This window comes from Aeromonas sp. PS2Canimalfood6 (genome assembly GCF_048276795.1).
In the GTDB taxonomy this organism is placed as follows: domain Bacteria; phylum Pseudomonadota; class Gammaproteobacteria; order Enterobacterales; family Aeromonadaceae; genus Aeromonas; species Aeromonas caviae.
In genome coordinates this window covers 1-25,701 of the sequence record NZ_JBLUXC010000033.1, presented here as the reverse complement: position 1 = coordinate 25,701, position 25,701 = coordinate 1, and the positions used below count along the sequence as shown (strand labels likewise).

Sequence of the window (25,701 nt, the reverse complement as noted above, 5' to 3'; positions counted from 1 at the left end):
CCCACTTCGGTGGGCCTGTGTCGTTTCTGGCGGGTCAGAAACTCGCTCCCAGGGTGATGAGGTGACGCCACTCCTTCTCGCTCACATCCCTGTGCAGGCCGTGGTAGTCGAGCCAGGCATCGTCCCAATCCAGTTCGCTTGACCAGGAGAGGCGCAGGTGATCGTTGAAATAGTACCTGAGGCCCAGGCTGCCGCTGACGGACTGCTTTCTGGTCAGGTAGGGGGAGGGTTGATCGACGAATTTTTCATAACTGCCCTGGCCAAACAGCTCGAATTTTTCTTCCCAGAGGGTCCAGGGCTGCCGGTAGTCCCACCCCAGGCTGACGAAGGGGTAATTGATGATCCTGTCGTCAAACAGGTCGGAATTGCTCCACACCTCCGGCCTGAAATAGGCCCGCTCCAGACCGAGCTGTGTAATGAGCTCCAGCCGGCGTTGCCTGTCATTCCAGAAGCGGTAGCCGGGGCCGGAAGCATAGTCAATCTCCAGATAGCCGGCATCGATCATGTTGTAATCGATGTCGACGGAAGATCGCAGGAACCAGTGATCGTCGAAGAAGAAGTCGAGCTTGGGTTTGAGCTTGTATTCGTGGCTGTCGGTGATGTTGTTCGCCGTTTCGTAGATGTACTCGCCATCCAGGCTGTAACGCCAGTCCAGATTGGCAAACTCGGTGGAGACCTTGAGATTGACGTTGTTGGTCTTCTTGGTGTTCTCCTTCAGCTTGATGTTGAGATCCCCGTTCCCTGTCAGCAGCCAGGCATTGGCCTCGTCAGGAGAGTCCAGCAGGGGGATCCCCGTCTTGGTGAGCGGCTTGGGTTTTTCCTGCTTGTCCAGACGCCATCGTTTGATGGCGTGGCGCGGGACCGTCATGGCCTGACTGTAGGCGGGCTTGATGCGGATCTGCTCGTCCGTGATCTCCTCTATGGTCCCGCTCACTCGATCGCCGTTGCGCATCCAGAGGATGTCCGCCATCGCCGCGGAGCCAGGCAGCAGAAGCAACAGGCAAACCACATGACCCGTTCTGTTCATGTTGGTCAGGCCTTCAGCCGCTCACGGGCTTGGGCAGCCCGCTCTTGCGCTCGAGCAGGGCGGTCACCCGGGCACTGTCGATGTCGGGGGCAGCGATGAACTGCTCGGCTTCGGGGGAGAGCACCAGCGGCGCCCCCTGTGCCATCTCCGCTTCGGTGCGGGAGAGGGGGGAGTGTACCTCCAGCCAGCGACGACCGTCGGGTTCCACCGCCATCTTGACCGGCTGGTTGATGACCCGGACCGGGGTGCCGACGGGAACAAGACCAAACAGGGTTTCGATGTCATCCGGGCGCAGCCGGATACAACCCGCGCTGACTCGCAGACCGACCCCGAAATCCTTGTTGGTGCCGTGGATGAGGTAGTCCTTGTTGCCATAGCCAAGACGCATGGCGAACTTGCCGAGGGGATTGTCGGGGCCGGGGGGGACCACGGCGGGCAGATCGATCCCCTTCTGCTCCAGCCAGGACTTGCGGACCATGGGGCCGGGCACCCAGGTCGGGTTGGGATTTTTCGCAATGACGGTGGTGGTCATCTCCGGCGTCTCGCGGCCGATGTCACCGATCCCGATGGGCAGCACCATCACCTCCTGCTTGCCCTTGGGGAAGTAGTAGAGGCGAAGTTCAGGCAGGTTGATGACGATGCCTTCTCGCGGCACGTCGGGCAGCAGCATCTGGGTCGGCAGAGTGAGCCGGGTGCCCGGGGTGGGCAGATAGGGGTCTACGCCGGGATTGGCTTCGAGCAGTGCCAGAAAGCCTGTCCGGGTATGCTTGCCGACCAGTTCCAGATGATCGCCAGGTTGTACGATGTAATCTTCCAGGGCGCCGATGAGACGACTGTCCGCTGGCGGCAGGGGATAGGTGTTGGACCAGACAGGTGCGGCCCAGAGGCTGGCGGCGGCCAGCAGCAGTGAGACGATACGAGTGTTGAGCATGGTTGTTCCTATCGGCTGGGGCGAGGGACGGGTTCCCTTCCAAAAAATGAGCAGAGATTGTCAACGAATCCCGCGGGGATTACCAGTCCGGCACCATGACTGCCGGGAGGGCGGTGGCGAGAGCGTCACCGGGTGTCACCGGCCCATCAGGCTCGCCGTATTCACCCGCCCGGAACCGGGTACAGGGTGGAGACAGTGAGCGAGGAGGCGCTGCCGGGTGAACGTCACTGGCGTTGGGAGGGGCGGGATCGCCGGATGGCGGTTTTATCGCCAGTCGTCTGATCTGCAACGAGATTTACATTGATTTCCCGGCTAGGGTTGGGTCAATATGAGTGCCCGTGGAGAGATGCCGGAGTGGCCGAACGGGATTGACTCGAAATCAATTGTGGCAGCAATGCCACCCAGGGTTCGAATCCCTGTCTCTCCGCCATTTATTCCCCTCAAGCCCGCGTCCGTCGCGGGTTTGTCATTTCTATCTCATCTCTGTCCATCCCCCGCCTCAGCCATCTCCCAATGTCTTTTCCGATTTGGGGCCTGTGGTCACGGGGTCGCGAAGCCTCACCCATTCTCTCGAATGTCTATTCACCTGATTAGCCACTTGCCAGCCCAGACTGTTCTCCCGGGGTCATCACCAACATGGTGATGGGGCATGGGCCCGAACCTGCAGGGTCATCTGGCCGCCCCCGCGAGCTCAGCCATCGCGATCCCCCTGATAGGCGCAGAAAGCCTGCGAGTCGATGTGTCCAGAGCTCGCTATTGGTGCTTGGTTTTCTACCCCGCAGCCATCATCAGAGCAACGTGGCTGCGGGTTGGAGACTCATGCCTTGCGGCTGGCGAGCTGGCGAAGGCGCTGGGTGCTCTGGTGCAGACTCTGGTGCTGCACCTCGTTCAGGGCGCAGTGCTTGAGCACGTACTCGGCGCTGGCCACCACCGTCTTCCAGCGTGGTGCCTTGGGCAGGGTGTCGAGGTTCAGGTACTTGTCGAGGGTGCGGGTCTGGGGACTGGAGCGGTCCATGTAGACCCGCCACAGCTTGCTCTTCTCCGCCAGCACTATCTTGCCCTTGCCGGTGCTCTGCTGCCAGGTCTCCAGGGTGAGACGCATGGTGTCCACCAGGGCGCGGCGCAGAGGTTCGTCATCCTGCTGGCGAATGAGATCGTCCGCCAGCGACCTGAACTCCCCTCCCAGCCGGCTCAGTTCCCCCAGCAACTGGCCATCCTCGATGATGGCCTGGCGAGAGAGGCTCTTGAGGGCGTTCTCCAGTGCAGCCATGCGATTGTCGTCCTGACGCGGTTCTGTGCCCAGGGTCAGCGCATAGGCGTGCTGCCCCCCCAGGTTGATGGGCAGGGCGCGGGCGTTGAGGGTGTCTCGCTGGCCCGCCACCAGGAAGTCCAGCTCCCGCTCCGGCTGCGCGGTCATGTCGGGCCACTGGCCTGCCAGCGGGGCGGCCAGCCACTCGTCCAGCCTCTGCCCCTCCATGGCTTCCGGCTCCTGACCCAGCAGGCGCGCCAGGGCCCGGGAGGCAAACAGCACCCCTCCTTGCTCATCGAGGAAGACCATGGGATCGGCCCCCTCGCCAAGCAGGGCGAGGAGCCGCTCCTGATCCTGGTGCAGTTGCTCCTGGAGCAGCAGACGGTGCTCTATCTCCTGTTTGAGCAGGCGGTTCTCCACCAGGGAGGCGCGCCCGGCGCTGGCCTCCAGCAGGGCTCTCACCCGGGCGAACAGCTCCTCCTTGCAGAAGGGTTTCACCAGATAGTCGTTGGCCCCGGCGTTGAAACCCTCTTCAATCTCCTTGGGCTGGTTGAGGGCGGTGAGCAGCAGCACCGGCAGCTTCTCCTTGGGGTGCTGCTGGCGCAGACGGCGGCAGACGTCGAAGCCCGAGAGGGTGGGCATCATCACGTCAAGCAAGATGAGATCCACCGGCTCCTGAGCCAGCTTGGTCAGGGCGTCGTGGCCGTCGCTGCTGGGCAGGATGCGATAACCGCAGGGCTGCAGCAGGTGGCGCAGTATGTGCAAATTGATGGGCTCGTCGTCCACCACCAGGATGACGGGGGCATCTTGCGGCGGGGGCGGCAGATCCTCGCTCTCCCAGTCCGGCAGGATGACGGGCTGCTGGCGCACCAGCTGGTGCTCTATCTGGCGGCTGTCGAGGGTCAGGCTGCCCGCCTTGCCGCTGGCCAGCGGCAGGGTGAAGGCGAAGGTGGAGCCGACGCTCGGCTCGCTCTCCACGAACAGCTCCCCCCCCATCAGGTGCACCAGCTGGCGGGTGATGGAGAGACCGAGGCCCGCTCCCTGCTTGCTCACCTCCGGGCTCATCTGCACCAGGGGCTCGAAGATGTGATCCAGATGGTCCCTGGCGATGCCGATGCCGGTGTCGGTCACCTTGATGCGCAGGAAGTTGCCCTCCACCAGGGCGCTCAGCACCACCTTGCCCTGGGGGGTGTACTTGATGGCGTTGCCCACCAGGTTGTAGAGCACCTGTTCGAGGCGCTGCTCGTCCGCCAGCACAGGGGGCAGCTCGGCGGGGCTCTTGTCCACCAGGGTGAGGGGCTTGGCCTGTACCAGGTGCTGGCAGAGATCCAGCACCAGCCGGATGACCCCCTTGGAGGAGACCGGCTGGGGGTGGATCTCCAGCTGGCCGTAGCGCATCTGGTGGTAGTCGAGCAAGTCGTCTACGAGGCGCGCCAGACCGTCGGCGCTCTTGATGATGAGGCCGAGTTGTTTCTGCTGCCCTTCGGTCAGGTCCTGCTGGCTGGCGAGCATGGACTCGGCCATCCCCTTGATGCCGTGGATGGGGGTGCGCAGCTCGTGGGAGGTGTTGGCCAGAAGCTCGTCTTTGAGCTTGTCCGCCTGTTGCAGACTGAGGTTCTGCTTGTGGGTCAGCTTGACCTGCTGTTGCAGCTCCTGGGTCTGGCGTTCGATGAGCTCGATCTTGTCCTTCACCGAACGCTGCATGTGGCGAAACGCCTGGGCCAGCCGGTCGATGTCATCGTCGGTGCGGGGGATGGTGATGGGGTGATCCAGAGCGCCGTCCGCCACCTGTTCGGCGGCGGCGGTGAGGGAGCGCAGGGGCGCCGTGATGGAGTGGGAGAGCCAGCGGGAGAAGAGGATCAGCAGCAGCAGTGAGCCTGCCCCCAGCAGGATCACCAGGGTCTCGAGCTGGCGGATGGGGGCATAGGCCTCGCTGGTGGAGATCTCGGCGATGAAGGCCCACTCGGTATCGAACACCTTCACCTGGGTATAGGCGGCCAGCACCTCGTCATCGTGGTAGGAGAGGAAGGGGCCGACCCCCTGCTCCCCGGAGAGGGCCTTGATGATAAGGGGGGTCTGCAGCGGTCGGAAGTCGGGGCTGAAGCTGTTCTCCACGCTGAATTCGGGGGCGAGCCAGGCGTTGGCGCGCATCCGCTTGTCCGGGCCGATGAGAATGGTCTCGCCGGTTGCGCCGAGCCCCTCCCGCTCCGCCATGATCTGGTTGAGCTTGTCCGGCAGCAGCTCGAAGATGACCACGCCGCGCACATAGTCGTACTGCATCACGGGAGCGGCGAGGTAGGCGACCACCTGGCCGGTCAGCTCGTTGCGGCCAAAATCGGTGAACTCGAAGATCTGCTGGGGCTTCTGGCCGCCATCGAGGCGGCGCTTGATCTTGGCGAAGGTGTTGCCAAGACCGCTGGACTGGTAGGGTCCCGAGAGCAGGTTGGTGGCGAAGTTGGCCTGCTTGGTGACCGAGTAGACCACGTCACCGTTGAGGTCGACCAGGAAGATGTCGCTGTAGTTGGACTTGCGCACCATGTCGGCGTAGCCGCGATGGAAGCGCTGGTGGACGCGGCCATACATCTCGTCCGCCAGGATGAGGGCGCTGATGGAGGGCTCTATCTCCACCTGACTGTCAGGTTGTTGCAGCTTGTCCCAGGAGCCCGGCACATAGCGGGCCTGGGCGCGGGCGCGGGCCTCCTGCGGCGTGGTGCCGAGCTTCTCGAAGGCACCGGTGAAACCGTAGAAGCGACCGATACTGTTGCCGGCAAAGTCCTGCTGGGAGAAGTTGATGATCTGCTCCTTGAGGTTGCCGAAGTAGTCTTGCAGCTGGTTTTTCTTGATGTTGCGCACCGAGACCAGATGGTTGGAGGTCTGGGTGGTGAGATCCTTGCCGTGGCTATAGAGGAAAAACAGGGTGACGACCAGGAAGGGCACCAGGCCCAACATGAAAAAAGCCAGCATCAGCTGCGGTCTGAGCCCCCGAGGCCTGAAGTTCCATTTCATCGCATGATTTTCAATTGAGAATCCAGTTACTAAGCGCGATGAGTTTCTGACTAAAGGCTAACTATTTCAATGGCTTTATCTTAAATTCGCTCGTCGGGTCACAGGGAGCGGGGGGATTTTCGACCAAGGCGTCTAAAGGGTGAGCAAACAGCACGGGAAAGGGCTCAAAGTGAGAAAAAAGGGTTGTGCCCGGGCTCGGGGTACGTATAATGCGCCTCGTTGTCAGGCAACTGGCACGCAAGCAGTCATGCGGGAATAGCTCAGTTGGTAGAGCACGACCTTGCCAAGGTCGGGGTCGCGAGTTCGAGTCTCGTTTCCCGCTCCAATACTCCATGGCACCAACCATGGACATCACTCTCAAGGCAATGCCTTGTCAGCATGGCGCGTTAGCAAAGCGGTTATGCAGCGGATTGCAAATCCGTTTAGTCCGGTTCGACTCCGGAACGTGCCTCCATCTTCTCCCTGTTTTCCACATCACTGACGTTGTCCATCCGCCATGGCGGCCTAGGATGATGCTTCATTGCATGTCAGTCAGCCGTGAACAACCCTCCCGTTGCCACGTCTTGTGCAGATGCTGATCCATCTCGGCCAATGCCTCGCCCCTGGATCCGGACCTCTCTTCGCCCCCCTGTTCTGCCAGCGCGGCCATCTCCTTTATCAGCAAACCGCATTGCCACAGGCTGGCGGTGGGGACCCCGTGATAGGGGATGTCGATGGCGACGTCACGATTGAGCCGCCACTCCTGCCACTGGCTCCAGGCGAGCACGCCCAATGCCCCCAGCAGCACTGCATCCACAAGTTTCATCCTGTGTTCTCCCGTTCTGGTCCAGTCCTCGTTAACTCTGGAACAGGGGCCGCGTTTTTCCACCTTTGTTGTTTTTTAGTTAAAGAATGTAACCCGGTTTCATTTTTAGGCTTTTAGCCCCATTTTTTATCAAAAAATGGCGCTGTCGGTGTAGTAATCCTACAATGATTGGCGTAATCTTTGTTCAGTGGTCTTACCAGTGAGGCGTTACATCATGTTTCATCCCTTCTCCCTGACTCAGATAATCCTTCGCCGCATCTTCGTCCTGATGGCGGGTTTGCTCGCCTTCCCGGTGATGCTGTTTCGCCGGGATCGCGCCCGTTTCTACAGTTACCTGCACCGCATCTGGAGCAAGACCAGCACCAAGCCGGTCTGGCTCAAGATGAGCGAGCGAGGGGAGCGGATCTTCTACTGATCCTCCCCGTGACGCCCGTTTCACCCGGCGCCAGACTGGCGTGACAGGCAGGGCGTACCTCCCGATATAAAAAAACCGACACCCTGGTGTCGGTTTTTTTATGGGGCTCGAACCGCCACCGGCCTTGTATCCATGGCTGGTCCACGTTGTCTCTTGTCCCTGTGGGCGACCCTTTATGCCGCAAATGCCAACGCATTCTCATCCGCGCCCGTGTGACATGACGGGAGGAAGGGCTGGCGGTATTCAGGGCGCAGGCCCCAGGGTGGCCAGCGCCGCGCGCAGACGAGCGAGGCCGATGGGCTTGAACAGGCAGTCGTTCATGCCGGCGGCGAGGCAAAGCTCCCGCTCGCGAGGCTGGGCATGGGCGGTGAAGCCCCAGACGGGCAGGTCATGGCCGAGGGCACGCAGGTTGCGGGTCAGCTCGAAGCAGTCCATCACCGGCATCTGGCAGTCGGTGATGACCAGATCGAAGGGGTGGCTGGCGAGGGCGCGCAGGGCCTCCAGGCCATTGCTGCGTACACTGACGTCGTGTCCCAGGTGCTTGATCTGCTGGCGCAGCAGGATCTGGTTGGCGTTATTGTCATCGACCACCAGGATATGCAGCCGATGGGGGAGGGGTTGAGCCTGGTGGGGCTGGGGCTGGGGCTGGGGCGCCGGGATTGCCGTGATCGGGGCGGGGGGTTGCTGGGCGAGCGTGAGGGGCAGCCTTATCTCGAGGCGGGTGCCTTCGCCGACCTGACTGTGAACGGCTATCTCCCCCCCCATCATCTGACACAGGATGCGGGCGATATTGAGGCCCAGCCCGCTGCCGGGGAACTGGCCCTGGCCGTGGGCGCGATAGAAGGGGGTGAAGAGCCTGGGCAGCTTGTCCGCGGGAATGCCGGCTCCGGTGTCGGTGATGGTGAGGTGCAGCACAGGAGGCTGCTCGCCCCCGGTCAGGGTGGCGGTGATGGCGACCCGGCCCTGCTCGGTGAACTTGATGGCGTTGCCGATGAGATTGAAGAGGATCTGGCGCAGGCGAAGGGGATCGATCAGCACCCTCGGCATGGGGGTGTCGGGCAGCCTGACCTCATAGATCAGCCCCTTCTGCTCGGCCATGCCCGCAAAGACCCGGGTGACGGACGAGAGCAGGGGAGCGAGATCGCAGGGGGTGGGAGTCAGGGTCATCTGGCCCGCCTCTATGGAGGCGATATCCAGGCTGTCCCCCAGCAGATCCAGCAGGCCGTTGGCGGAGTCGGCGGCGATGCGCAGCAGCTCGCCGCTGTGACGGCTGAGAGCGGGATCCTCGGTGGCCAGCTCCAGCATGCCGAGGATGGCGTTCATGGGGGTGCGGATCTCGTGGCTCATGGTGGCGAGGAAGTCGCTTTTGGCTCGGCTGGCGCTGTCGGCCTGCTGTTTGGCCTCGCGCAGCGCCTCTTCCAGCCGTTTGCGGTCCGTGATGTCTATCCAGCCGTCGATCACCCCGCTGATGGCCCCCTCCCCGTCGAAATAGGGCACCATCCAGTGATAGATGTCGCTCTGGGTGCCTCTGTGATGGAAGAGGCGATCCGCAAAGATGGGCTGCCCCTCCTGCAATACCCTGGCAAAGTCCTGCTCCAGCACGGCGATGCTGCCTGCATCGAGTACCCCTGACAGCCCCTGGGCGAAGGGCTGACCCAGGATGGCCTTTGGCTCGGCGCCGAGCTGGGTCAGGTATTTGCTGTTGCACAGCAGCACCTTGCCGCTCTTGTCCCGCACGACGATGGGGTGGGGCAGGCTCTCCCCCAGCGCCCGGATGAACCTGACATGGGCCTCCAGTTGCTGGCGGGAAGCCTGCTCGGCGCTGGCCATCCGCTTGAACATGCGGTTGCGATAGAGCAGCACCAGCGCCAGGGTGAGGAGCCCCACGAACACCAGGTAGACGATGTGGGCGTGGCGATCCATGAAGCCGGGCACCGGCAGTTTGCGGTTGCGCCACTCGTAACTCATCATGGCGAGCTCGTTGGGGGGGATGGCGAGGATGGTCTTGTCGAGGATCCCCATCAGCATCCCCTGTCCGGGCAGGCTGGCAAACCCCATCCGGATCGGCTCGTCATCGGCGGGGCCGGCGATGCGCAGGGGGCTCTGGGGATCATTGTCCAGCGCATGGCGGGCAAAATAGAGGGGCACGATGGCGGCATCCACCCGTCCCTGGGCGAGCACCTCCATCGCTTCTGCTGCACTCTCCACCTGGGTGATGCGGCTGCCCTCCAGTCTCTGTGCGAGGGGCACATGGCGCGTCATCGCCACCGCCTTGCCCGCCAGACGCCGGATGGTGTCGATCCCTTGTTCCTCCTGGCGGGTGAGGATCACATAGATGTTGTCGGTGGCGTAGGGCACCGAGGTGCGCAGCCCGTAGTGTTCAGCCACCTGCTGGGAGATGGCGCCGATGAGGTCGATGGCGCCTGACTGCATGGCTTTTGCCAGCTGACCCTCGGAGTCTGCCCGCACGAACTCGAAGGTGAGGCCGGTGCGTGTGCGGATCTTGTCCAGCATGTCCACCGTCATGCCGACCAGCTGGCCGTCATGATCCAGGGCGCCATAGGGGTAGAGGTTGTCCATCAGCCACACCCTGATGGGGGGCGCTTGCCGCATCCAGGCCCGCTCGGCGGCATCATAGAGATCGGCGCTTCGCTCGCTCATGTCGCGGATGGGCCCGTTCCACTGGGTGAAGAGGGTATTGCGCGCCCGGTCGTCGATGGCCGCCAGCCCCCGGTTGACCAGGCTGAGCAGGGCGGGCTCGGTGGCCGGGACGGCAAAGCGGAACTCGGCAGGCGCAAGCTCGGGCGGGGCCTCGCCCCGCTGGCGAAGGTTGTCGAAGCGCTCGCTGTTGAGGTAGTGGGTGGCGTGGGCATCCCCCAGCAGGATGTCATCGCGGCCGAAGAAGACCGCATCGAACGCCTCCATGTTGGAGGGATAGGTCACCAGGGTGAGAGTGGGGTAGTAGCGGCCAAAGCGTGCCCTGTCTATCTGATCCCGGACGGCGGCTACCCGCTGTCCCGGTGTGAGCAGTGCCCCCCGATAACGTCTGGGCACGGAGAAGACGAGGGGGCTGCTGAAATAGGGGTTGCTCAGGCGGATGGCCCGGGTGTCACTGTCCGCCAGGGTGAGATTGCCGAGGCTGGCGAGGTGTATCTCCCCCCGTGCCAGGGCACGGAGCAGGTGCGCCTTGTCGGGGAAGGCGCTCAGGGCAACGGGTTTGTCCAGCATCCGGGCCAGCAGGTCGATGTAGTCGGCACTGAGCCCCTCGACGCGCTGGCGAGCGATCATGGTGAAGGGGCGGTAGTCCTCTTGCAGGATGCCGACCCGCAGTTGGGACTGCTGGCGCAGCCATCCGAGCTCCGCCTCCGACCAGCGGGGAGGCAGCGGGGCGGGATCGTAGCGGCTGTGCAGGGTCAGGGCCTGCACAGGTTGAAGGCAGAGCAGACAGAGCAGGATCAGTGTTCGATATAGGTTCATCTAGCCACCCGACGCGACAGCCATCCCTGCCAAGCCTCATCCAATGGCCGCCATTCTACCGGAAAATGGCTATAACGAGTCCGCTATTTCTCCACGCGCGTCGGCGGTAGCACGGCAAGCAGGGCGGCCTGGCCGCCCCGCCCTCAACCGAACTGGTAGGCCCCCATGTAGAGGCTGCCGTAATCCCAGCTGTCGTGCAGCTTTCGCGGTCTGTCGGCCCCCGCCGCGCCGAGCGCCACAAACAGGGGGCGCAGGTGATCGTCATGGGGATGGGATTCCACCGCGCCCGGCGCCCGGGCCCGGTACTCTTCCAGCGCCCCCCTGTCTCCCTCTGCCATGGTCTGCTCCAGCCAGCGGGCAAACTGGCTCGCCCACTGGGGAACCGGCGAGCCATCCGGCCCGAGGGCACGCAGGTTGTGGGTGATGGCGCCGGAGGCGAGGATGCCGATCCCTTGCTCGCGCAGCCCCTGCAATGCCTCCCCCAGTTGCCACAGCTGGGCCGGGGTGAAGCTGGCCGGGATGGCGATTTGCACCAGGGGGAGTTCACTGTCCGGATCCATCAGGGAGAGGGGGGACCAGACTCCGTGATCCAGCTCGCGGCGCACCGGGGTGGCGGGCAGGCCGGCCAGCAGCAGCTGATCGCTCACCGCTTCCTGCAACCATTGCGGGCTCGTCGCGGGCCAGCGGATCTGGTAGAGGGGCTCGGGGAAGCCGTAGAAGTCGTACATCAGGGCCGGGCTGGGCTCGACGTTGATCTGCAGCTCGCTTCGGCTGAACCAGTGGGCCGAGATCACCACCAGCCCTCTGGCACCCTCGAGGCGCAGTTGCTTCAGGAACCGGGTCGCGGGCTGATCGCGCAGGACCAGATCCGGGGCGCCGTGGGAGATGAACCAGACAGGGGCGATAGACATGACAGACTCCATATGCGTTGTGCCGATGCGCGCGGCGCACCGACAACCCGAGGCCAGGGCGACATGCCGCTGACGATGTGGTCATTATCTGCCCCTATTGATGGGTTAACAATCAGGCTTTAAGGATAAGCACTCTTCACTTTTGGTTGATAGTCTGGCATCAGGGCGAGGGAGACCGGGGCAGAAACGACAACGCCGGCGCAGTGCGCCGGCGTTGTGATCAGGGTCCGTCGGACGTGGCCTCTGACGGGATGCCCCGCAGCGCCGCCTCCAAGATCAACGCGGGCCCAGGGCGGGTTTATTGAATGCCCAGCAGCTCCACGTCGAAGATGAGGACTGAGCCCGGCGGGATCTTGCCGGCGGCGCGATCGCCATAGGCCAGGTTGGCGGGGATGTAGAAGCGGGTCTTCTCCCCTTCCACCATCAGTTGCACCCCTTCGGTCCAACCCTTGATCACCTGGTTGAGGCCGAACTCGATGGGTTCGCCACGGGCGACGGAGCTGTCGAACACGGTGCCGTCCAGCAGCTTGCCCTCGTAGTGCACCTTCACCTTGCTGGTGGCGGTGGGGTGAACGGTGCCGGTGCCCGGGGTCAGCACTTCGTACTGCAGGCCGGAGGCGGTGGTGGTCACCAGGGGTTTTTCCTGGTTGCTGGCGAGGAACTCGGCCCCCTTGCGCACGTTCTCTTCCGCCAGCTTCCGGTTGTTGCTGCTGGAGTAGAAGTAGTAGGCGGCGCCGGCGATCAGCAGGGCTATCAGAATGAATTTCATCGGGTTTTCCTGTTCCTTGAAATCAGAGTGCGAGTGAGGGGGCATCTTATCCCAGCCAGGGGGAGAGGGCGAGGGGAGGCGCCCCGGGATGTGACCTGGCGGGCAAGGGGGCGGGGGCAGCTGAGTGCCCCCGCCGCGGGGTTACTTGACGGCCACCATCATCAGGGCGGGCAGGGCGAAGAAGAGCCCGGCCACGTAACCCAGCGCCAGCAGCTTGTTCTCGCTGCCGACCCGGGCCAGGGCTTCGGCGGCCTTGATGGGCAGCTCCCGCAGGAAGGGCACCCCGTAGATGAGCACCACGGCGAAGAGGTTGAACAGCACGTGGACCAGGGCGATGGTCAGGGCGAGCTGGGCACCGGCACCGCTGATGGCGGTGGCGGCCAGCAGGGCGGTGATGGTGGTGCCGATGTTGGCCCCCAGGGTGAAGGGATAGAGCTGGCGGGTGCTGAACACGCCGCCTCCCGCCAGGGGGATCATCAGGCTGGTGGTGGTGGAGGAGGACTGCACCATCACGGTGACCAGGGTGCCGGAGGCGATGCCGGTGAGCGGGCCACGGCCCAGGGCCTTGTGCAGCAGCTCCTTGGCACGGCCCACCATGACCTGTTGCAGCACCTTGCCAAGGGCGGTGACGCAGAACAGGATGAGCAGAATCCCGATGAGAATGGTGGCGATGGCGCCCCCCTTGCCCGGCAGGAAGGCGACGGCACCGTCGATGAGTTCCAGGGACGGGGAGATGAGGGGCTTCATGAAATCCATCCCCTTCATCGACATGTCGGCGGAGCCCAGCAGCAGGCTGGCAATCCCTTCCGCACTCTTTTGCAGCAGACCGAACATCAGCTCCAGGGGCAGGAAGATGAAGACCGCCAGCAGGTTGAAGAAGTCGTGCACGGTGGCGGCGGCGAAGGCGCGGCGAAACTCGCCTCTGTCCCGGATGTGCCCCAGGGAGACGATGGTGTTGGTGATGGTGGTGCCGAGGTTGGCCCCCATCACCATTGGGATGGCCATGGCCATGGGCAGGCCCCCTGCCACCAGGCCGACGATCACCGAGGTGACGGTGCTGGAGGATTGCACCAGGGCGGTGGCCAGGATGCCGAGCAGCAGCGCGACGAAGGGGTTGTTGGCAAAGGCGAAGATCTGGGCCGCGCCCTCGGCGCCGCCGGAGAAGCCCTTGAAGCCGTGGGAGACGGCGCCAACGGCGACCAGGATCAGGTAGATCAGCGTGATCACCGCGAGCCAGTTGAACAGGGGGCCGGGACGACGGATCTGCTGGGGTGCGGAAGATGCGGTGCTGTGCATATGGCCTCTTGGGGTCGTTCTGCGTTGAAAATGGACGGGCGCATTACAACAAGGCTCCATGACAGAAATATGACAACGTGACACTTTTATGATGCTTTGGTGACAGGGCGGCAGGGGGCGTCGCAGACAAAAGGTGTCGGAGCAAACGCCGATATGACGCCATCCGGCTCATCACCGGCCCCCGCCCTTGCACTGGGATCCCAGGGTTATATGCTGCCGGACTTTCCTGTCTTGAAACTGAGGAAGTGATGATGCGTGCATGGGTTTTGTGCCTCTCCCTGGGTCTGCTGTCTGCCGGTGCGCAGGCCAGCGTGTTCAAGTCCGAGTGCAACCTCGACAAGGCGGTCAGGAACGAGGCGATGAACGCCACCCTGGGGGTCAAGGGCAACTGCGATGCCGACAAGCTGGTGCGCAAGCAGAAGGAGAAGGCCAATGCCGAGGTGAAGAAACACACCACGGACGTGCTGGACAAGAAGACGGCGGGACTGAAAGAGACCAGGCAGCACACCAATGCGGCCCTGAACAAGCAGAGTGCCGGTGTGAAGCAGGCGCAGGACAAGGTCAACCAGACCCGCAAGGATGTCAACGCCGTGACCAGGGATCCGGTCAAGGCGGCCGCCACGGCCGTGCTCAATCAGGGGTGAGGGTCCGCGCACCGGACGTCTGAATGCAAGAAGGGGAGCCATGGGCTCCCCTTCTGTTTGGGCGTGTGTGCCGCCTTACTGGCCGTCGGCCGCTTCCTCGTACTGACGGAAGGGGATGCGGAACACGGCGAGGCGCAGGAAGAGGTAGGTGACCCCGATCCCCGCCCAGATGAGGCCAAGCTCCAGGGAGCTCTGCTCCAGGTTGATCCAGAGGGCGCCGATGGTGGCGGCCCCCAGCAGCGGCAGCACCAGGAACAGCAGGTGCTCCTTGAGGCTCTTGTTGCGCTTCTCGCGCACCCAGAACTGGCCGATCACCGAGAGGTTGACGAAGGTGAAGGCCACCAGGGCGCCGAAGTTCACCAGGGCCAGGGCCATGTCCAGATCGAAGGAGACCGCGGAGAGGGCCAGGGCCCCCACCAGCAGCACGTTGATGGCCGGGGTGCGCCAGGTGGGGTGGATATAGCCGAACACCCGCTCCGGGATCATGCGATCGCGCCCCATCACGTAGAGGATGCGCGACACGCCGGCGTGGGCCGCCATGCCGGAGGCGAGCACGGCCGCGGTGGTGCACACCAGCACCACGCTCTGGAACAGGGTGCCACCCACGTAGAGGGCGATCTCCGGCAGCACGGCGTCCGGCTCCTTGAAGCGGGCCAGATCCGGGAAGAACAGCTGCAGGCTGTAGGAGACGGTGACGAAGATGATGCCGCCGATGAGGGCCGTCAGCACGATGGCGCGGGGGATCACCTTGCCGGCATTCGGGGTCTCTTCGGAGAGGGAGCTCAGGCCGTCGAAGCCCAGGAACGAGAAGCAGAGGATGGTGGCGCCGGTAAACAGCGGCAGCATGCTGGCAGACTCCACATGGAACGGACGGCTGCTCATCAGGGTGCCGGCCCCTTCACCGTGACTCAGGCCCCAGGCGATGAGGCCGAGGAAGGTGACGATGATGGCGATCTGGATGAAGACGATGAAGCCGTTGAGGTTCGCCACCAGCTTGATGCCGCGCAGGTTCAGGAAGGTCATCACGGTCACCAGACCGAAGATGAAGATCCAGGGCTCCACGGTGGGGAACATGGCGGTCAGGTAGATCTTGGCCAGCAGGATGTTGATCATCGGCATGAACATGTAGTCCAGCAGGGAAGACCAGCCCACCATGAAGCCCACATAGGGGTGAAACACCTTCTGGGCATAGGTATAGGCGGAGCCTGCGGACGGGAAGCGGCGCACCAGGTGGCCGTAGCTGAACGCGGTCAGCAGGATGCCGCCGAGCGCCAGCAGGTAGGCGGTGGCCACGCGACCATCCGTGATGTCACCGACGATGGCGAAGGTATCGAATACCGCCATGGGCGTGAGGTAAGCCAGACCCATCACCACGACCTGGAACAGGGTGAGGGTCTTGAGCAGCTTGGCACCGGCCATCACGCTTTCTCCTCTGCACAGGCCCCGTGGGCGAGATGGGACGGGATCAGGGACGCGGAAACGCGTCGCTGGACACAGGGGGCGCCCATCTGTGGCACAGATGCGTGGCGCACGCCGGCGGGGACCGGCAGGAAAGCAGTGAAATGCCCCATGTTTTTCCTCACAACGTCGGGAGATTGCTTGGCAATCTGGGTATCAATTCCGGCACATGGCCGGCCTCTTGGTGAATGGTGGTGTGCCCCAGAAAAGCAAAGAACCGATGTTGTTGAAACATCGGCTCTCAAGGGGCGCCGTATTGTGCCCTCAGGGGGGGGGAGGAGACAAGCGAAAAAGGCCGCCAGCGGGGAATTTGTTCCCCCCGTGAGCGATCACTTCGCCACCGCTGCCGGAAAGTCGATGACAACCTTGTCATCAGGCGGGACCCTGCTTTGCCGCCATGTGAAACCGGCGCCCTGGGGGCGCCGGTTTCGCTCAGGAGGCGTCCTGCTCGGGGCGGCCGAGGCGGACCCGGAACACGGTGAGGCGCAGCAGCAGGTAGATGGCGCCGAGGGCGGCCCAGATCAGCCCCAGCTCGAAGGAGGCGGGCTCCAGGTTGAGCCAGAGCACCCCGATGCAGGCGGCGCCGCACAGGGGCAAGGCGAGGAACAGCAGGTGATCCTTCAGGGTCTTGTTGTGACCCAGCCTGAGATAGAAGTGGGCAATCACCGCCAGGTTGACGAAGGTGAAGGCCACCAGGGCGCCGAAGTTGATCAGCGCCAGCGCCATCTCCAGATCGAAGACCACCGCCGAGAGGGCCAGCATGCCCACCAGCAGCACGTTGAGAGCCGGGGTCTGCCAGGTGGGGTGGATGTAGCCGAAGACGCGGCTCGGCAGGGCGCGATCCCGGCCCATCACGTAGAGCAGGCGCGACACCCCGGCGTGGGAGGCGAGCCCCGAGGCGAGCACCGCCACCGTGGTGCAGACCAGCACCACCGCCTGGAACAGCTTGCCACCCACATAGAGAGCGATCTCCGGCAGCACCGCATCCGGCTGCTGGAAGCGGGAGATGTCCGGGAAGAAGAGCTGCAGGAAGTAAGAGACCGAGATGAAGAGCACGCCGCCGATGAGGGCGGTGAGCACGATGGCCCGGGGGATCACCCGATCCGCGTTCGGGGTCTCCTCCGACAGGGTGGTGATGGCGTCAAACCCGAGGAACGACAGGCAGAGGATGGAGGCGCCGGTCAGCAGGGGATGGATGTGCATCTGCTCGGAGAAGAAGGGGCGGCTGCTCGCCACCGTGCCGAGGCCCTCGCCGTGGCTCACGCCCCAGGCGATGAGGCCGATGAAGACGGCGATGATGCTGAACTGCATGATGACGATCAGGCTGTTGAAGTTCGCCACCAGCTTGATGCCCCGCAGGTTCAGGAAGGTCATGACGGCGGCCAGGGCCAGGATGTAGGTCCAGGGGGCCACGCCGGGGAAGAGAGCCTCCATGTAGATCTTGGCCAGCAGCATGTTGATCATGGGCATGAACATGTAGTCGAGCAGGGAGACCCAGCCCACCATGAAACCCACATAGGGGTGGAACACCTTCTGGGCATAGGTGTAGGCGGAGCCTGCCGAGGGGAACTTGCGCACCAGGTGGCCGTAGCTCATGGCGGTGAACAGCATGCCGATGAGGGCGAGCAGGTAGGCGGTCGGCACATGGCCTTCGGTGATTTCGGTGACGATGCCGAAGGTGTCGAACACCGCCATGGGGGTGAGATAGGCCAGCCCCATGATGACCACGTGCCAGAGTTTCAGGCTTTTTTTCAGACCGGCGGGGTGCGGGTGCATCAGGCGATCCCCCGCAGGCAGGCTGACGGGATCAGGCTGACGGTGAGGTCATCCTGCACGGTGGGGGCGCCAGTCCGGGATGCGGACGGATGGCGCAGACCGGCGCGGGCCGGCAGGAAAGCGATGATATGCCCCATGGAGTTCCTCACTAAGAAGCGGGTGTCGTGAGATGGCGTGCCACCTCGTTATCATTTCCGGTCTGTTCCGGCCTCGTTATGGATTTGTTTGGCGCAAAAAAAGAACCGGGCTCCGATGAGCGGACGGTCCTTGAATACGGCGGCGCATTGTGCATTCGTGATGCCCCCTTGACAAGCATATCAAGGGAGCAAAAACGCATTTTTTTGCACGTGGGCGAACGCGGTCTTCCGGATCAGGCCAGGGAGGCGGACAGGGCCTGCTCCAGCAGGTCGAGTCCCTCGTCGACGATGGCTGCCGGGGCGGTCAGGGGAGCGAGGAAACGGATCACGTTGCCACGCACGCCGCAGGCCAGCAGCACCAGCCCCCGCTTGCCCGCCTCGGCCACCAGCCGCTTGGTGAGATCCGGGTCCGGTCTGGCGGCATCTCCCTCCTTCACCAGCTCCATGGCCACCATGGCGCCGGGGCCGCGGATGTTGCCGATGCAGTCAAACCGTGTCGCCAGCTGGTGCAGGCGAGCCTTGATCTGCTCCCCCTGGGCCAGGGCCTTCTGGTTCAGGCGCTCCTCCTCGATCACCTCCAGCACCGCCAGGGCGGCGGCGCAGGCGATGGGGGAGCCGGCGTAGGTGCCCCCCAGGCCACCGGGCTTGGCGGCGTTCATCACTTCGCTCTTGCCCACCACGGCAGAGAGCGGGAAGCCGCCGGCCAGGCTCTTGGCCAGCGTCATGATGTCGGGTTCGACACCGCTGTATTCGGTGGCGAAGGTCTTGCCGGTGCGACAGAAACCGGTCTGGATCTCGTCGCAGATGAGCAGGATGCCGTGCTGGTCGCACACCTGGCGCAGGCGCTGCATGAAGCTGGCGGAGGCGGGGTAGAAGCCCCCTTCCCCCTGCACCGGCTCGATGATGATGGCGGCCACCCGGGTGGGTTCGATGTCGGCGCTGAAGCAGAGGTCCAGCGCGGCCAGGGCATCGTCTTCACTCACTCCCAGGTAGTCGGCGGGGAAGGGGAGGTGATATACCTCCCCCGGGAAGGGGCCGAAGCCGGTCTTGTAGGGCACCACCTTGCCGGTGAGGGCCATGCCCATCATGGTGCGGCCGTGGAAGCCCCCCTTGAAGGCGATGGTGCCGCTGCGACCGGTGTGGGCGCGGGCGATCTTGATGGCGTTCTCCACCGCCTCGGCGCCGGTGGAGAGGAAGAGGGTGCGCTTGGGGGTGGGGCCGGGCACCAGGGCATTCAATTTTTCCGCCAGCTCGATATAGCCGGAGTAGGGGGTGACCTGGAAGCAGGTGTGGCTGAACTTCTCGAGCTGCTCGCGCACCGCCGCCACCACCTTGGGGTGGTTGTGGCCGGTGTTGAGCACGGCGATGCCGGAGGCAAAGTCGATGTAGCGGTTGCCCTCCACGTCCCACAGCTCGGCGTTGTGCGCCCGGTCGATGAAGACCGGCAGCAGGGTGCCGACCCCCTGGACCACGGCCGCTTCGCGGCGGGCCTGCCACTGCTGGTTGTTGCTTGAATGACTCATCTTTCCTCCCTGAGGGGCATGGGCCCCCGCTGTTCCTGTGCCATCTGGCCATATGTGTGCCGCCAACTGCCCTCGGGCAGGGCGGCCTGTTCGCAAAAGGGGGCCCCCGATGTGCCCTCAGGGCCCACAAGGCGCTCGGTCGTGACCGGCGGCCCCCTCTTTCTATCTGTAAAAGCGATGGGCTGTGTCATAACGCATCTGTTTTAACGATGCGATTGCCCCTTCACTCCCCTCAGCGAATGCCGCCAAAGCAGAGGTATTTGGTCTCCAGGTACTCCTCCAGCCCTTCGGCCGCCCCTTCCCGGCCCAGTCCCGACTCCTTGATCCCGCCAAAGGGGGCCAGTTCGGTGGAGATGATCCCCTCGTTGATCCCCACCATGCCGTATTCGAGCCCCTCGGCCACCCGCCACACCCGGGCGATGTCGCGGCCATAGAAGTAGGCGGCCAGGCCATAGGGGGTGTCGTTGGCAAGCGCAATGGCCTCGGCTTCCGTCTCGAAGCGCACCAGAGGGGCGACGGGCCCGAAGATCTCCTCGTCCAGAATGGGGTTGCCCCGGGTGACCCCGGTCAGGATGGTGGGGTGATAGAAGAGGGGACCGGCGGGGTGGGCGTCGCCCCCCACCAGCACCCGGGCACCGGCGGCGACCGATTGCTGCACCAGCTCGGCCACCTTGCTGGCGGCGGCCGGGTTGATGAGGGGCCCGATCTGGACGCCCTCGCCCATGCCGTCCCCGACCTTGAAGGCTTTGACCGCGGCGGCGAGCTTCTCGGCGAAGGCGTCATAGACGCTGGCCTGCACCAGGATGCGGTTGGCGCAGACGCAGGTCTGGCCGGCGTTGCGGTATTTGGACGCCAGGGCCCCGGCCACGGCGGCGTCGAGGTCGGCGTCGTCAAAGACGATGAAGGGCGCGTTGCCGCCAAGCTCCAGGGAGAGGCGCTTCATGGTGTCGGCGCACTGGCGCATCAGCAGTTTGCCGATGCGGGTGGAGCCGGTGAAGGAGAGCTTGCGCACCACGGGGTTGCTGCACAGCTCGTTGCCCACCGCGCTCGCCTGATGGGAGGTGACGATGTTGATGACCCCAGCGGGAATGCCCGCCTGCTCCGCCAGTACCGCCAGCGCCAGGGCGCAGAGGGGCGTTTCGGCGGCGGGCTTGATGACGATGGTGCAACCGGCGGCCAGCGCCGGACCCGCTTTGCGGGTGATCATGGCGATGGGGAAGTTCCAGGGGGTGATGGCGGCCACGACCCCCACCGGCTGCTTGATGGTGGCCAGGCGCCGATCGGCGGAGAAGCCGGGGATGGTGCGGCCATAGGCACGCTTGCCCTCTTCCGCGAACCACTGGATGAAGCTGGCGCCGTAGGCCACCTCTCCTTTGGCTTCCGCCAGCGGCTTGCCCTGCTCGCAGGTCATGATACGGGCGAGCTCCTCCTGGTTGGCCATGATGCGCTCGAACCAGGCGTAGAGTTTGCTGCTGCGCTCCTTGGCGGTGAGGGCCGCCCAGGCGGGTTGCGCCGCGTGGGCCGCCGCGATGGCGAGGCGGGTATCCTCCCCGTCCATGTCGGGCACCTGGGTGATGATCTGGCCGGTGGCCGGGTTCAGGACCTCGAACCGGCGCCCGCCCAGGGACTCGCACCAGCGGCCGTCGACATAGGCCAGGGATTTGATCAGGGAGAGAGCAGGTTGTGATGCTGACATAAGTAAGGGGCCTCGATAGTGGGTCTGGGTGGCGCGTTTATGTGGGCACCGCCGTATAGAATAATAAGCACGTAACGACCATAAAATGAGCCGAAATGTTTTTCAAGTGTTAAATATATTTGAGTGAACTGGGCGTTACATGCTAGAAATGGGGCTGCGAGCGCGATTGTAGCGGTTTTCATTGCGCAGGGTGTGCAAAATAATGAACGCCCTGGGTTGTGCAGGATAGTGAACGGGGCTGACGTGCCTGACTTACTATATTGACCAGTCGGCCCCAGGTATTCGAATGACCATGGAAGGAGGTGGGCGATGGAGCAATCCCGTGGCGAGGTCCGGTGGCGGACCATGACGGACAACCCCCTGGCGGAGCACGAGAGAAACATGGGGGAGCGGCTCGCCCGGATCCGCAGGGAGCTCGGGCTTTCCCAGCGCCGGGTGGCGGAGCTGAGCGGCCTGACCCACGGCGCCATCTGCATGATAGAGCAGAACAAGGTGAGCCCCTCGGTGGCCTCCCTGCAAAAGCTGCTGAGCGTCTACGAGCTGCCGTTGTCGCGCTTCTTCGCCGAAGAGGAGGTGGCGAGCACGCCCAGCGTGGTGATCAAGGCGGAGCAGCTCATCGAGCTTGGCAGCCAGGGGGTCTCCATGAAGCTGGTGCACAACGGCAACAATCGGCGCCAGCTCGGCTTCATGCTGGAGACCTATGCCCCCGGCACCGACACCGGCGGCGTGGTGAAGCATCAGGGGGAGGAGGTGGGCACCGTGCTGGAAGGGTCGGTGTTGCTGACCCTGGCCGGCCAGACCTATGAACTGTGCGCCGGGGACAGTTATGTCATCGACACCGGCGAGCCCCACAGTTTCAGCAATCCCTCGGGGCAGGTCTGCCGCATCGTCAGCGCCCACACCCCGGCCAGCTTTTAATGTGAACAACCCGTTGTGTTGGAAACGAACCGGTAAGGAAACAGGGATCATGACCGAACATGTAAAGAGTTACTACGCAGCCAGTGCCAACAAACACGCGCCCTATCCCACGCTCACCGAGCAGCTGGAGTGCGACGTCTGCGTCATAGGCGCAGGCTACACCGGCCTCTCCAGTGCGCTGCATCTGGTGGAGAAGGGGTACAAGGTGGTGGTGCTGGAGGCCGCGCGAGTCGGCTTTGGCGCCAGCGGCCGCAACGGCGGCCAGATCGTCAACTCCTACAGCCGCGACATCGACACCATCGAAGCGAACTGCCCGCCGGATCAGGCCAGGCTGCTCGGCTCCATGTTGTTTGAGGGGGGCCAGATCAACCGCGAGCGGATCAAACGCTACAACATCCAGTGCGATCTGCAGGAGGGCGGGGTCTTTGCCGCCGAGACCGAGAAGCAGCTTCACGAACTCAAGGCGCAGAAGGCGCGCTGGGAGAAGTGGGGCAACGACCAGCTGGAGCTGCTCGATGCCGACGGGGTGCGCGAGGTGGTCGCGAGCGATCGTTACGTCGGCGCCCTGCTGGACAAGAGCGGCGGCCATATCCATCCCCTCAACCTGGCGCTGGGGGAGGCGGAAGCCATCCGCATGCAGGGGGGGCTTATCTTCGAGCAGTCCGCCGTCACCAGCATCACGCCGGGTCAACCCGCCCTGGTCAAGACCGCCAAGGGGGCGGTGAAGGCGCGCTTCGTGGTGGTGGCGGGCAACGCCTATCTCGGCAACCTGGTGCCCGAGCTCGCCGGCAAGAGCATGCCCTGCGGCACCCAGGTGATCGCCACCGAGGTGCTGGGGGAGGAGCGGGCCCGCTCGCTGCTGCCGCAAAACTACTGCCTGGAGGATTGCAACTACCTGCTCGACTACTACCGCACCTCCGGCGATCACCGGCTCATCTATGGCGGCGGCGTGGTCTACGGGGCGCGAGATCCGGCGGACATCGAGCGGCTGATCATCCCCAAGATGCTCAAGACCTTCCCCCAGCTCAAAGACGTCAAGGTGGAGTACACCTGGACCGGCAACTTCCTGCTCACCCTGTCGCGGCTGCCGCAGTTTGGCCGCATCGGTCACAACATCTACTACATGCAGGGCTACAGCGGCCACGGCGTCACCTGTACCCATCTGGCGGGCAAGCTGCTCTCCGAGGTGCTGAGCGGTCAGGCGGAGCGCTTCGATGCGTTCGCCAGGCTGCCGCACTACCCCTTCCCGGGGGGCCGCCTGCTGCGCATCCCCTTCACCGCCGCCGGCGCCGCCTGGTACACCCTGCGCGATCGCCTGGGGGTGTGATGACACCGGTGGCCCGCCAGGGTGGTATGGTGCGGGGCGCCCTCCGATGCCATCGTCCCATGAGCGCGGCGGCAAGTAGGGTTCAAGGGGGCGAGCCAGGTCGACTGCGACAACAAGAAGAGGGAGGCGTTATGCCTCCCTCGTTTTTTTGTCGTCAACCTGCCCGGGCCCTGACGGGGCTAGAAGCGGTAGGGGAAGCGGATCCCGATGGTGTAGTCCGGTGCGTCCGTGGTGAGCCCGGCAGACCAGTTGACCGCCATGGAGAGGTTGTCGGTAATGGCCCAGGTCGACCCCATGCCAAAGCTGGCGGCGTTGGCATCGGAGCCGGTGACCTTCTCCATGGAAAAGCCTTCGGACCCCTGCTCGGACTCCATGGTGACGCGCTGGTTGATGTTGAAGGAGAGGCTGAAGCGTTCGTTGAGGGCGAATGCGACCCCCAGGCCATATTCATACCAGTCCCCCAGCTGGATACTGCCGGGCTGGTTGCCGGGCTGGTAGGAGATATCGTCAAAGTCCTGCTTGAGGCTGTGGCCATAGTTGAGGCTGGCAAACAGGATGGCGGGATCCATGGTCTTGACCAGGGAGAAGCCGGTAGAGAGCTGCCAGAGCCCGTTGCCGGTGGCGAGCTCCTTGGGGGTCACCAGGTTGCCCGATTCCGAGGTGTTGATCTCGATGCCGTAAGGATCCTTGCCGGTCGGCGCCTTGGCCCGGAAGTTCCACACCAGATCCGGCCAATCCTCGCTCTCTGCCATGACCCTGTAGTAGATGGCGAGGCTGAGATCCCCCAGACCGCCATCGCTGACGCTCTGCTCCTCGAAGTCGCGGCTGGAGTTCTCCTTGCCGGTGCTCTGGTAGTTGGTGTTGCGGAACATGTAGGGGAGGGCCAGCTCCAGTTGCCAGCGATCGTTGAGGGTGTAGCGGGTGATGACATCCGCCGTCCACTGATCGGAGCGCACCCGATCCAGGTTGATTTCGCCAAGGAAGATGGCGTCCAGGGCGAGGAAGCCGCGCAGGGCGAGATCCTTGCGGTTGTAGTGCTGGTAGGAGAGGCCCACATCGACGGTCAGGGCGCGGTCGAACACATTGTGCTGTTCGATCATCAGGTCTTCGGTACTGCGGCCGACTTCCGGCGTGCGCCGTGAGGCGTCCTGCTGGGTGGAGGCGACGGCGGCCCCGGCTCCGACCCCGGCGGTTGCCGTCGTGGCACCGGCGGCCTTGACGGCCTCCAGGCGGGCCTGGAGCTGATGAAGGGCCTGATTTTGCTGGATCAGTTGCTGGCGCAGGAGATCCAGCTGTTGTTGCAGGGCCTCCTCCTCGGCCGTGGCCCCCCAGCAGGCGAAGGGGGCGAGGGCAATCAACAGCATGCGAGACTGTTTCATCGGGATACGTCCTTGTTGTTTATCATCCTTTCTGATGGTTCAGCCCCCGGGCTCACCGGTGCTCAGCGCGAAAACCAGATGCGGGTCTGATTGAGCGTCTGCAAACCGTCCCCCCTGACCTTGTTGAACTGCAGCAGCCCTCGGCTGAAGTCGGTACCGCGCAGGCTCTGCTCCAGCAGGACCCGGCCGTCGGAAGAGTGTAGTTGCAAGCCGGCATAATTCCCCGAGACCCGATAAGTGGCGGTGCCAAGATCGCCCTGGTGCTCGTAGCTGCCCGCCTGAACCAGGTGTCCCGTCATGGTCGGGGTGGTCAGTTCAATACCGGTCTGGTTGACCGAGCTGTTGCCGCTCCCCTCCAGTTGAACGACCTGCACCAGCCCGGCCCCCTGCACCTGGGCCTCCTTGGCGGGTGTGGCCGCGGGCTTGACCTCATCCTTGACGCGCACATCCAGCTTGGGTTTGTTTTGCACAATGCTCAGCGCCAGGTTCATGGCCGCCGTCTGCTGGGCCTGGGCCGTGGTCAGTGACGAGATGAACTCGATGCCGAAGTAGCTGATGCCATGGCTGCTGACATAGCGGCCGCGCAGGTGGGCCAGCTCCCCGTCCGCCAGTTCGGGCGCAAAGTGGTCTGACAGATGGGCCAGCGGGTCCGGTGCTGCCAGCAGCGGAGAGGCGATGCCACCCAGGCTGCAGAGGAGGCATAGGGCGGGTCGGGTATTCATGATGACCTCACATTAGGCTGTGTTCTTAAAGTGATGAGGATATAATCTCACATCTTCTCAACAGCTTAAGATCCATTCCGTGTCCCGCCGTTATCAGCTGACTGATGCACAATGGGGGCTTATCGAGCCCCAGTTTCCTTCTCGAAGCCTGATCGGGCGCCCTACCCGTGAACCGCGCCAAGTGCTCGATGGCATTCTCTGGATACTCCACACCGGAGCTCCTTGGCGAGACCTT

The 25,701-nt window shown here is 63.9% G+C and carries 20 protein-coding genes and 3 tRNA genes; 8 read left to right on the top strand and 15 right to left on the bottom strand.

Features of this window, described 5'->3' with window-relative positions; all coding sequences use genetic code 11:
- Positions 1-34: 34 nt before the first annotated feature.
- Positions 35-1,027 carry a DUF481 domain-containing protein gene (locus tag ACNPAA_RS13745; protein WP_417891825.1) on the bottom strand — a complete coding sequence of 331 codons (993 nt, stop codon included), beginning with the start codon at positions 1,025-1,027 and terminating at the stop codon, positions 35-37.
- 13 nt (positions 1,028-1,040) lie between these two features.
- Entirely contained in the window at positions 1,041-1,958 is a 918-nt protein-coding gene (locus tag ACNPAA_RS13740) for a L,D-transpeptidase family protein (protein ID WP_042878776.1), read from the bottom strand.
- 340 nt (positions 1,959-2,298) lie between these two features.
- On the opposite strand from ACNPAA_RS13740, the gene ACNPAA_RS13735 reads away from it, so the two are divergent.
- Positions 2,299-2,388, top strand: a tRNA-Ser gene (locus ACNPAA_RS13735).
- A gap of 387 nt (positions 2,389-2,775) precedes the next feature.
- On the opposite strand, the gene ACNPAA_RS13730 is transcribed toward ACNPAA_RS13735, so the two are convergent.
- Complete coding sequence (locus ACNPAA_RS13730) at positions 2,776-6,213, bottom strand: ATP-binding protein (RefSeq protein WP_417891824.1); 3,438 nt, start codon at positions 6,211-6,213, stop codon at positions 2,776-2,778.
- A 249-nt stretch (positions 6,214-6,462) separates the two neighbouring features.
- Here ACNPAA_RS13730 and ACNPAA_RS13725 point away from each other — a divergent pair.
- Both ACNPAA_RS13725 and ACNPAA_RS13720 read left to right on the top strand, forming a co-directional pair.
- Positions 6,463-6,538 (top strand) — tRNA-Gly (locus ACNPAA_RS13725).
- 55 nt (positions 6,539-6,593) lie between these two features.
- Positions 6,594-6,667: transfer RNA gene (locus tag ACNPAA_RS13720), tRNA-Cys, on the top strand.
- A 63-nt stretch (positions 6,668-6,730) separates the two neighbouring features.
- On the opposite strand, the gene ACNPAA_RS13715 is transcribed toward ACNPAA_RS13720, so the two are convergent.
- Positions 6,731-7,018 (bottom strand): hypothetical protein, encoded by a 288-nt coding sequence (locus ACNPAA_RS13715; RefSeq protein ID WP_102948758.1) that lies wholly within the window; start codon positions 7,016-7,018, stop codon positions 6,731-6,733.
- Positions 7,019-7,232: 214 nt separating this feature from the next.
- Between ACNPAA_RS13715 and ACNPAA_RS13710 the strand changes: the two genes are divergently transcribed.
- Positions 7,233-7,433: a YbfA family protein gene (locus ACNPAA_RS13710; protein ID WP_010673543.1), complete on the top strand. Its 201-nt coding sequence runs from the start codon at positions 7,233-7,235 to the stop codon at positions 7,431-7,433.
- Between the two features lie 243 nt (positions 7,434-7,676).
- On the opposite strand, the gene ACNPAA_RS13705 is transcribed toward ACNPAA_RS13710, so the two are convergent.
- From ACNPAA_RS13705 to ACNPAA_RS13690, 4 genes are all read right to left on the bottom strand, one after another.
- Complete coding sequence (locus ACNPAA_RS13705) at positions 7,677-10,910, bottom strand: ATP-binding protein (RefSeq protein ID WP_417891823.1); 3,234 nt, start codon at positions 10,908-10,910, stop codon at positions 7,677-7,679.
- Positions 10,911-11,053: 143 nt separating this feature from the next.
- Positions 11,054-11,821: a DODA-type extradiol aromatic ring-opening family dioxygenase gene (locus ACNPAA_RS13700; protein WP_010673544.1), complete on the bottom strand. Its 768-nt coding sequence runs from the start codon at positions 11,819-11,821 to the stop codon at positions 11,054-11,056.
- Positions 11,822-12,119: 298 nt separating this feature from the next.
- Positions 12,120-12,590 (bottom strand): FKBP-type peptidyl-prolyl cis-trans isomerase, encoded by a 471-nt coding sequence (locus ACNPAA_RS13695; protein ID WP_010673545.1) that lies wholly within the window; start codon positions 12,588-12,590, stop codon positions 12,120-12,122.
- Between the two features lie 141 nt (positions 12,591-12,731).
- Positions 12,732-13,886, bottom strand: a complete 1,155-nt coding sequence (locus ACNPAA_RS13690; RefSeq protein WP_202042178.1) for a Na/Pi symporter — start codon at positions 13,884-13,886, stop codon at positions 12,732-12,734.
- Positions 13,887-14,137: 251 nt separating this feature from the next.
- Here ACNPAA_RS13690 and ACNPAA_RS13685 point away from each other — a divergent pair, with 251 nt between their 5' ends.
- A complete protein-coding gene (locus ACNPAA_RS13685) occupies positions 14,138-14,530 on the top strand; it encodes a hypothetical protein (RefSeq protein ID WP_029314009.1) in 393 nt (130 codons plus the stop codon).
- 75 nt (positions 14,531-14,605) lie between these two features.
- Here ACNPAA_RS13685 and ACNPAA_RS13680 read toward each other — a convergent pair whose 3' ends face one another.
- The 5 genes from ACNPAA_RS13680 to ACNPAA_RS13660 all read right to left on the bottom strand — a co-directional run bounded on the left by ACNPAA_RS13680 (position 14,606) and on the right by ACNPAA_RS13660 (position 21,120).
- A complete protein-coding gene (locus ACNPAA_RS13680; protein WP_039039328.1) occupies positions 14,606-15,949 on the bottom strand; it encodes an APC family permease in 1,344 nt (447 codons plus the stop codon).
- Between the two features lie 471 nt (positions 15,950-16,420).
- Entirely contained in the window at positions 16,421-17,764 is a 1,344-nt protein-coding gene (locus ACNPAA_RS13675; RefSeq protein WP_053288234.1) for an APC family permease, read from the bottom strand.
- Entirely contained in the window at positions 17,764-17,901 is a 138-nt protein-coding gene (locus ACNPAA_RS13670) for a hypothetical protein (protein WP_010673549.1), read from the bottom strand. Before ACNPAA_RS13670 ends, ACNPAA_RS13675 begins: the two co-directional genes overlap by 1 nt.
- A 233-nt stretch (positions 17,902-18,134) precedes the next feature.
- Positions 18,135-19,424 (bottom strand): 4-aminobutyrate--2-oxoglutarate transaminase, encoded by a 1,290-nt coding sequence (gene gabT, locus ACNPAA_RS13665; RefSeq protein WP_042014742.1) that lies wholly within the window; start codon positions 19,422-19,424, stop codon positions 18,135-18,137.
- A gap of 232 nt (positions 19,425-19,656) precedes the next feature.
- Positions 19,657-21,120 carry an NAD-dependent succinate-semialdehyde dehydrogenase gene (locus tag ACNPAA_RS13660; protein WP_052815272.1) on the bottom strand — a complete coding sequence of 488 codons (1,464 nt, stop codon included), beginning with the start codon at positions 21,118-21,120 and terminating at the stop codon, positions 19,657-19,659.
- Between the two features lie 309 nt (positions 21,121-21,429).
- Between ACNPAA_RS13660 and puuR the strand changes: the two genes are divergently transcribed.
- Together puuR and ACNPAA_RS13650 are read left to right on the top strand one after the other, a co-directional pair.
- Positions 21,430-22,038, top strand: a complete 609-nt coding sequence (gene puuR, locus ACNPAA_RS13655; RefSeq protein ID WP_029314011.1) for an HTH-type transcriptional regulator PuuR — start codon at positions 21,430-21,432, stop codon at positions 22,036-22,038.
- Positions 22,039-22,087: 49 nt separating this feature from the next.
- Positions 22,088-23,365, top strand: a complete 1,278-nt coding sequence (locus ACNPAA_RS13650; RefSeq protein WP_417891822.1) for an NAD(P)/FAD-dependent oxidoreductase — start codon at positions 22,088-22,090, stop codon at positions 23,363-23,365.
- A gap of 179 nt (positions 23,366-23,544) precedes the next feature.
- Here the strand turns inward: ACNPAA_RS13650 and ACNPAA_RS13645 are convergent, their stop codons facing one another.
- On the bottom strand, positions 23,545-24,744 hold the full coding sequence (locus ACNPAA_RS13645) for a transporter (protein WP_417891821.1): 1,200 nt from the start codon (positions 24,742-24,744) through the stop codon (positions 23,545-23,547).
- Positions 24,745-24,806: 62 nt separating this feature from the next.
- On the bottom strand, positions 24,807-25,466 hold the full coding sequence (locus tag ACNPAA_RS13640; protein WP_010673556.1) for a hypothetical protein: 660 nt from the start codon (positions 25,464-25,466) through the stop codon (positions 24,807-24,809).
- Between the two features lie 79 nt (positions 25,467-25,545).
- Between ACNPAA_RS13640 and ACNPAA_RS13635 the strand changes: the two genes are divergently transcribed.
- On the top strand, positions 25,546-25,701 hold a 156-nt coding region (locus tag ACNPAA_RS13635), incomplete at its 3' end, for a transposase (protein WP_156133343.1).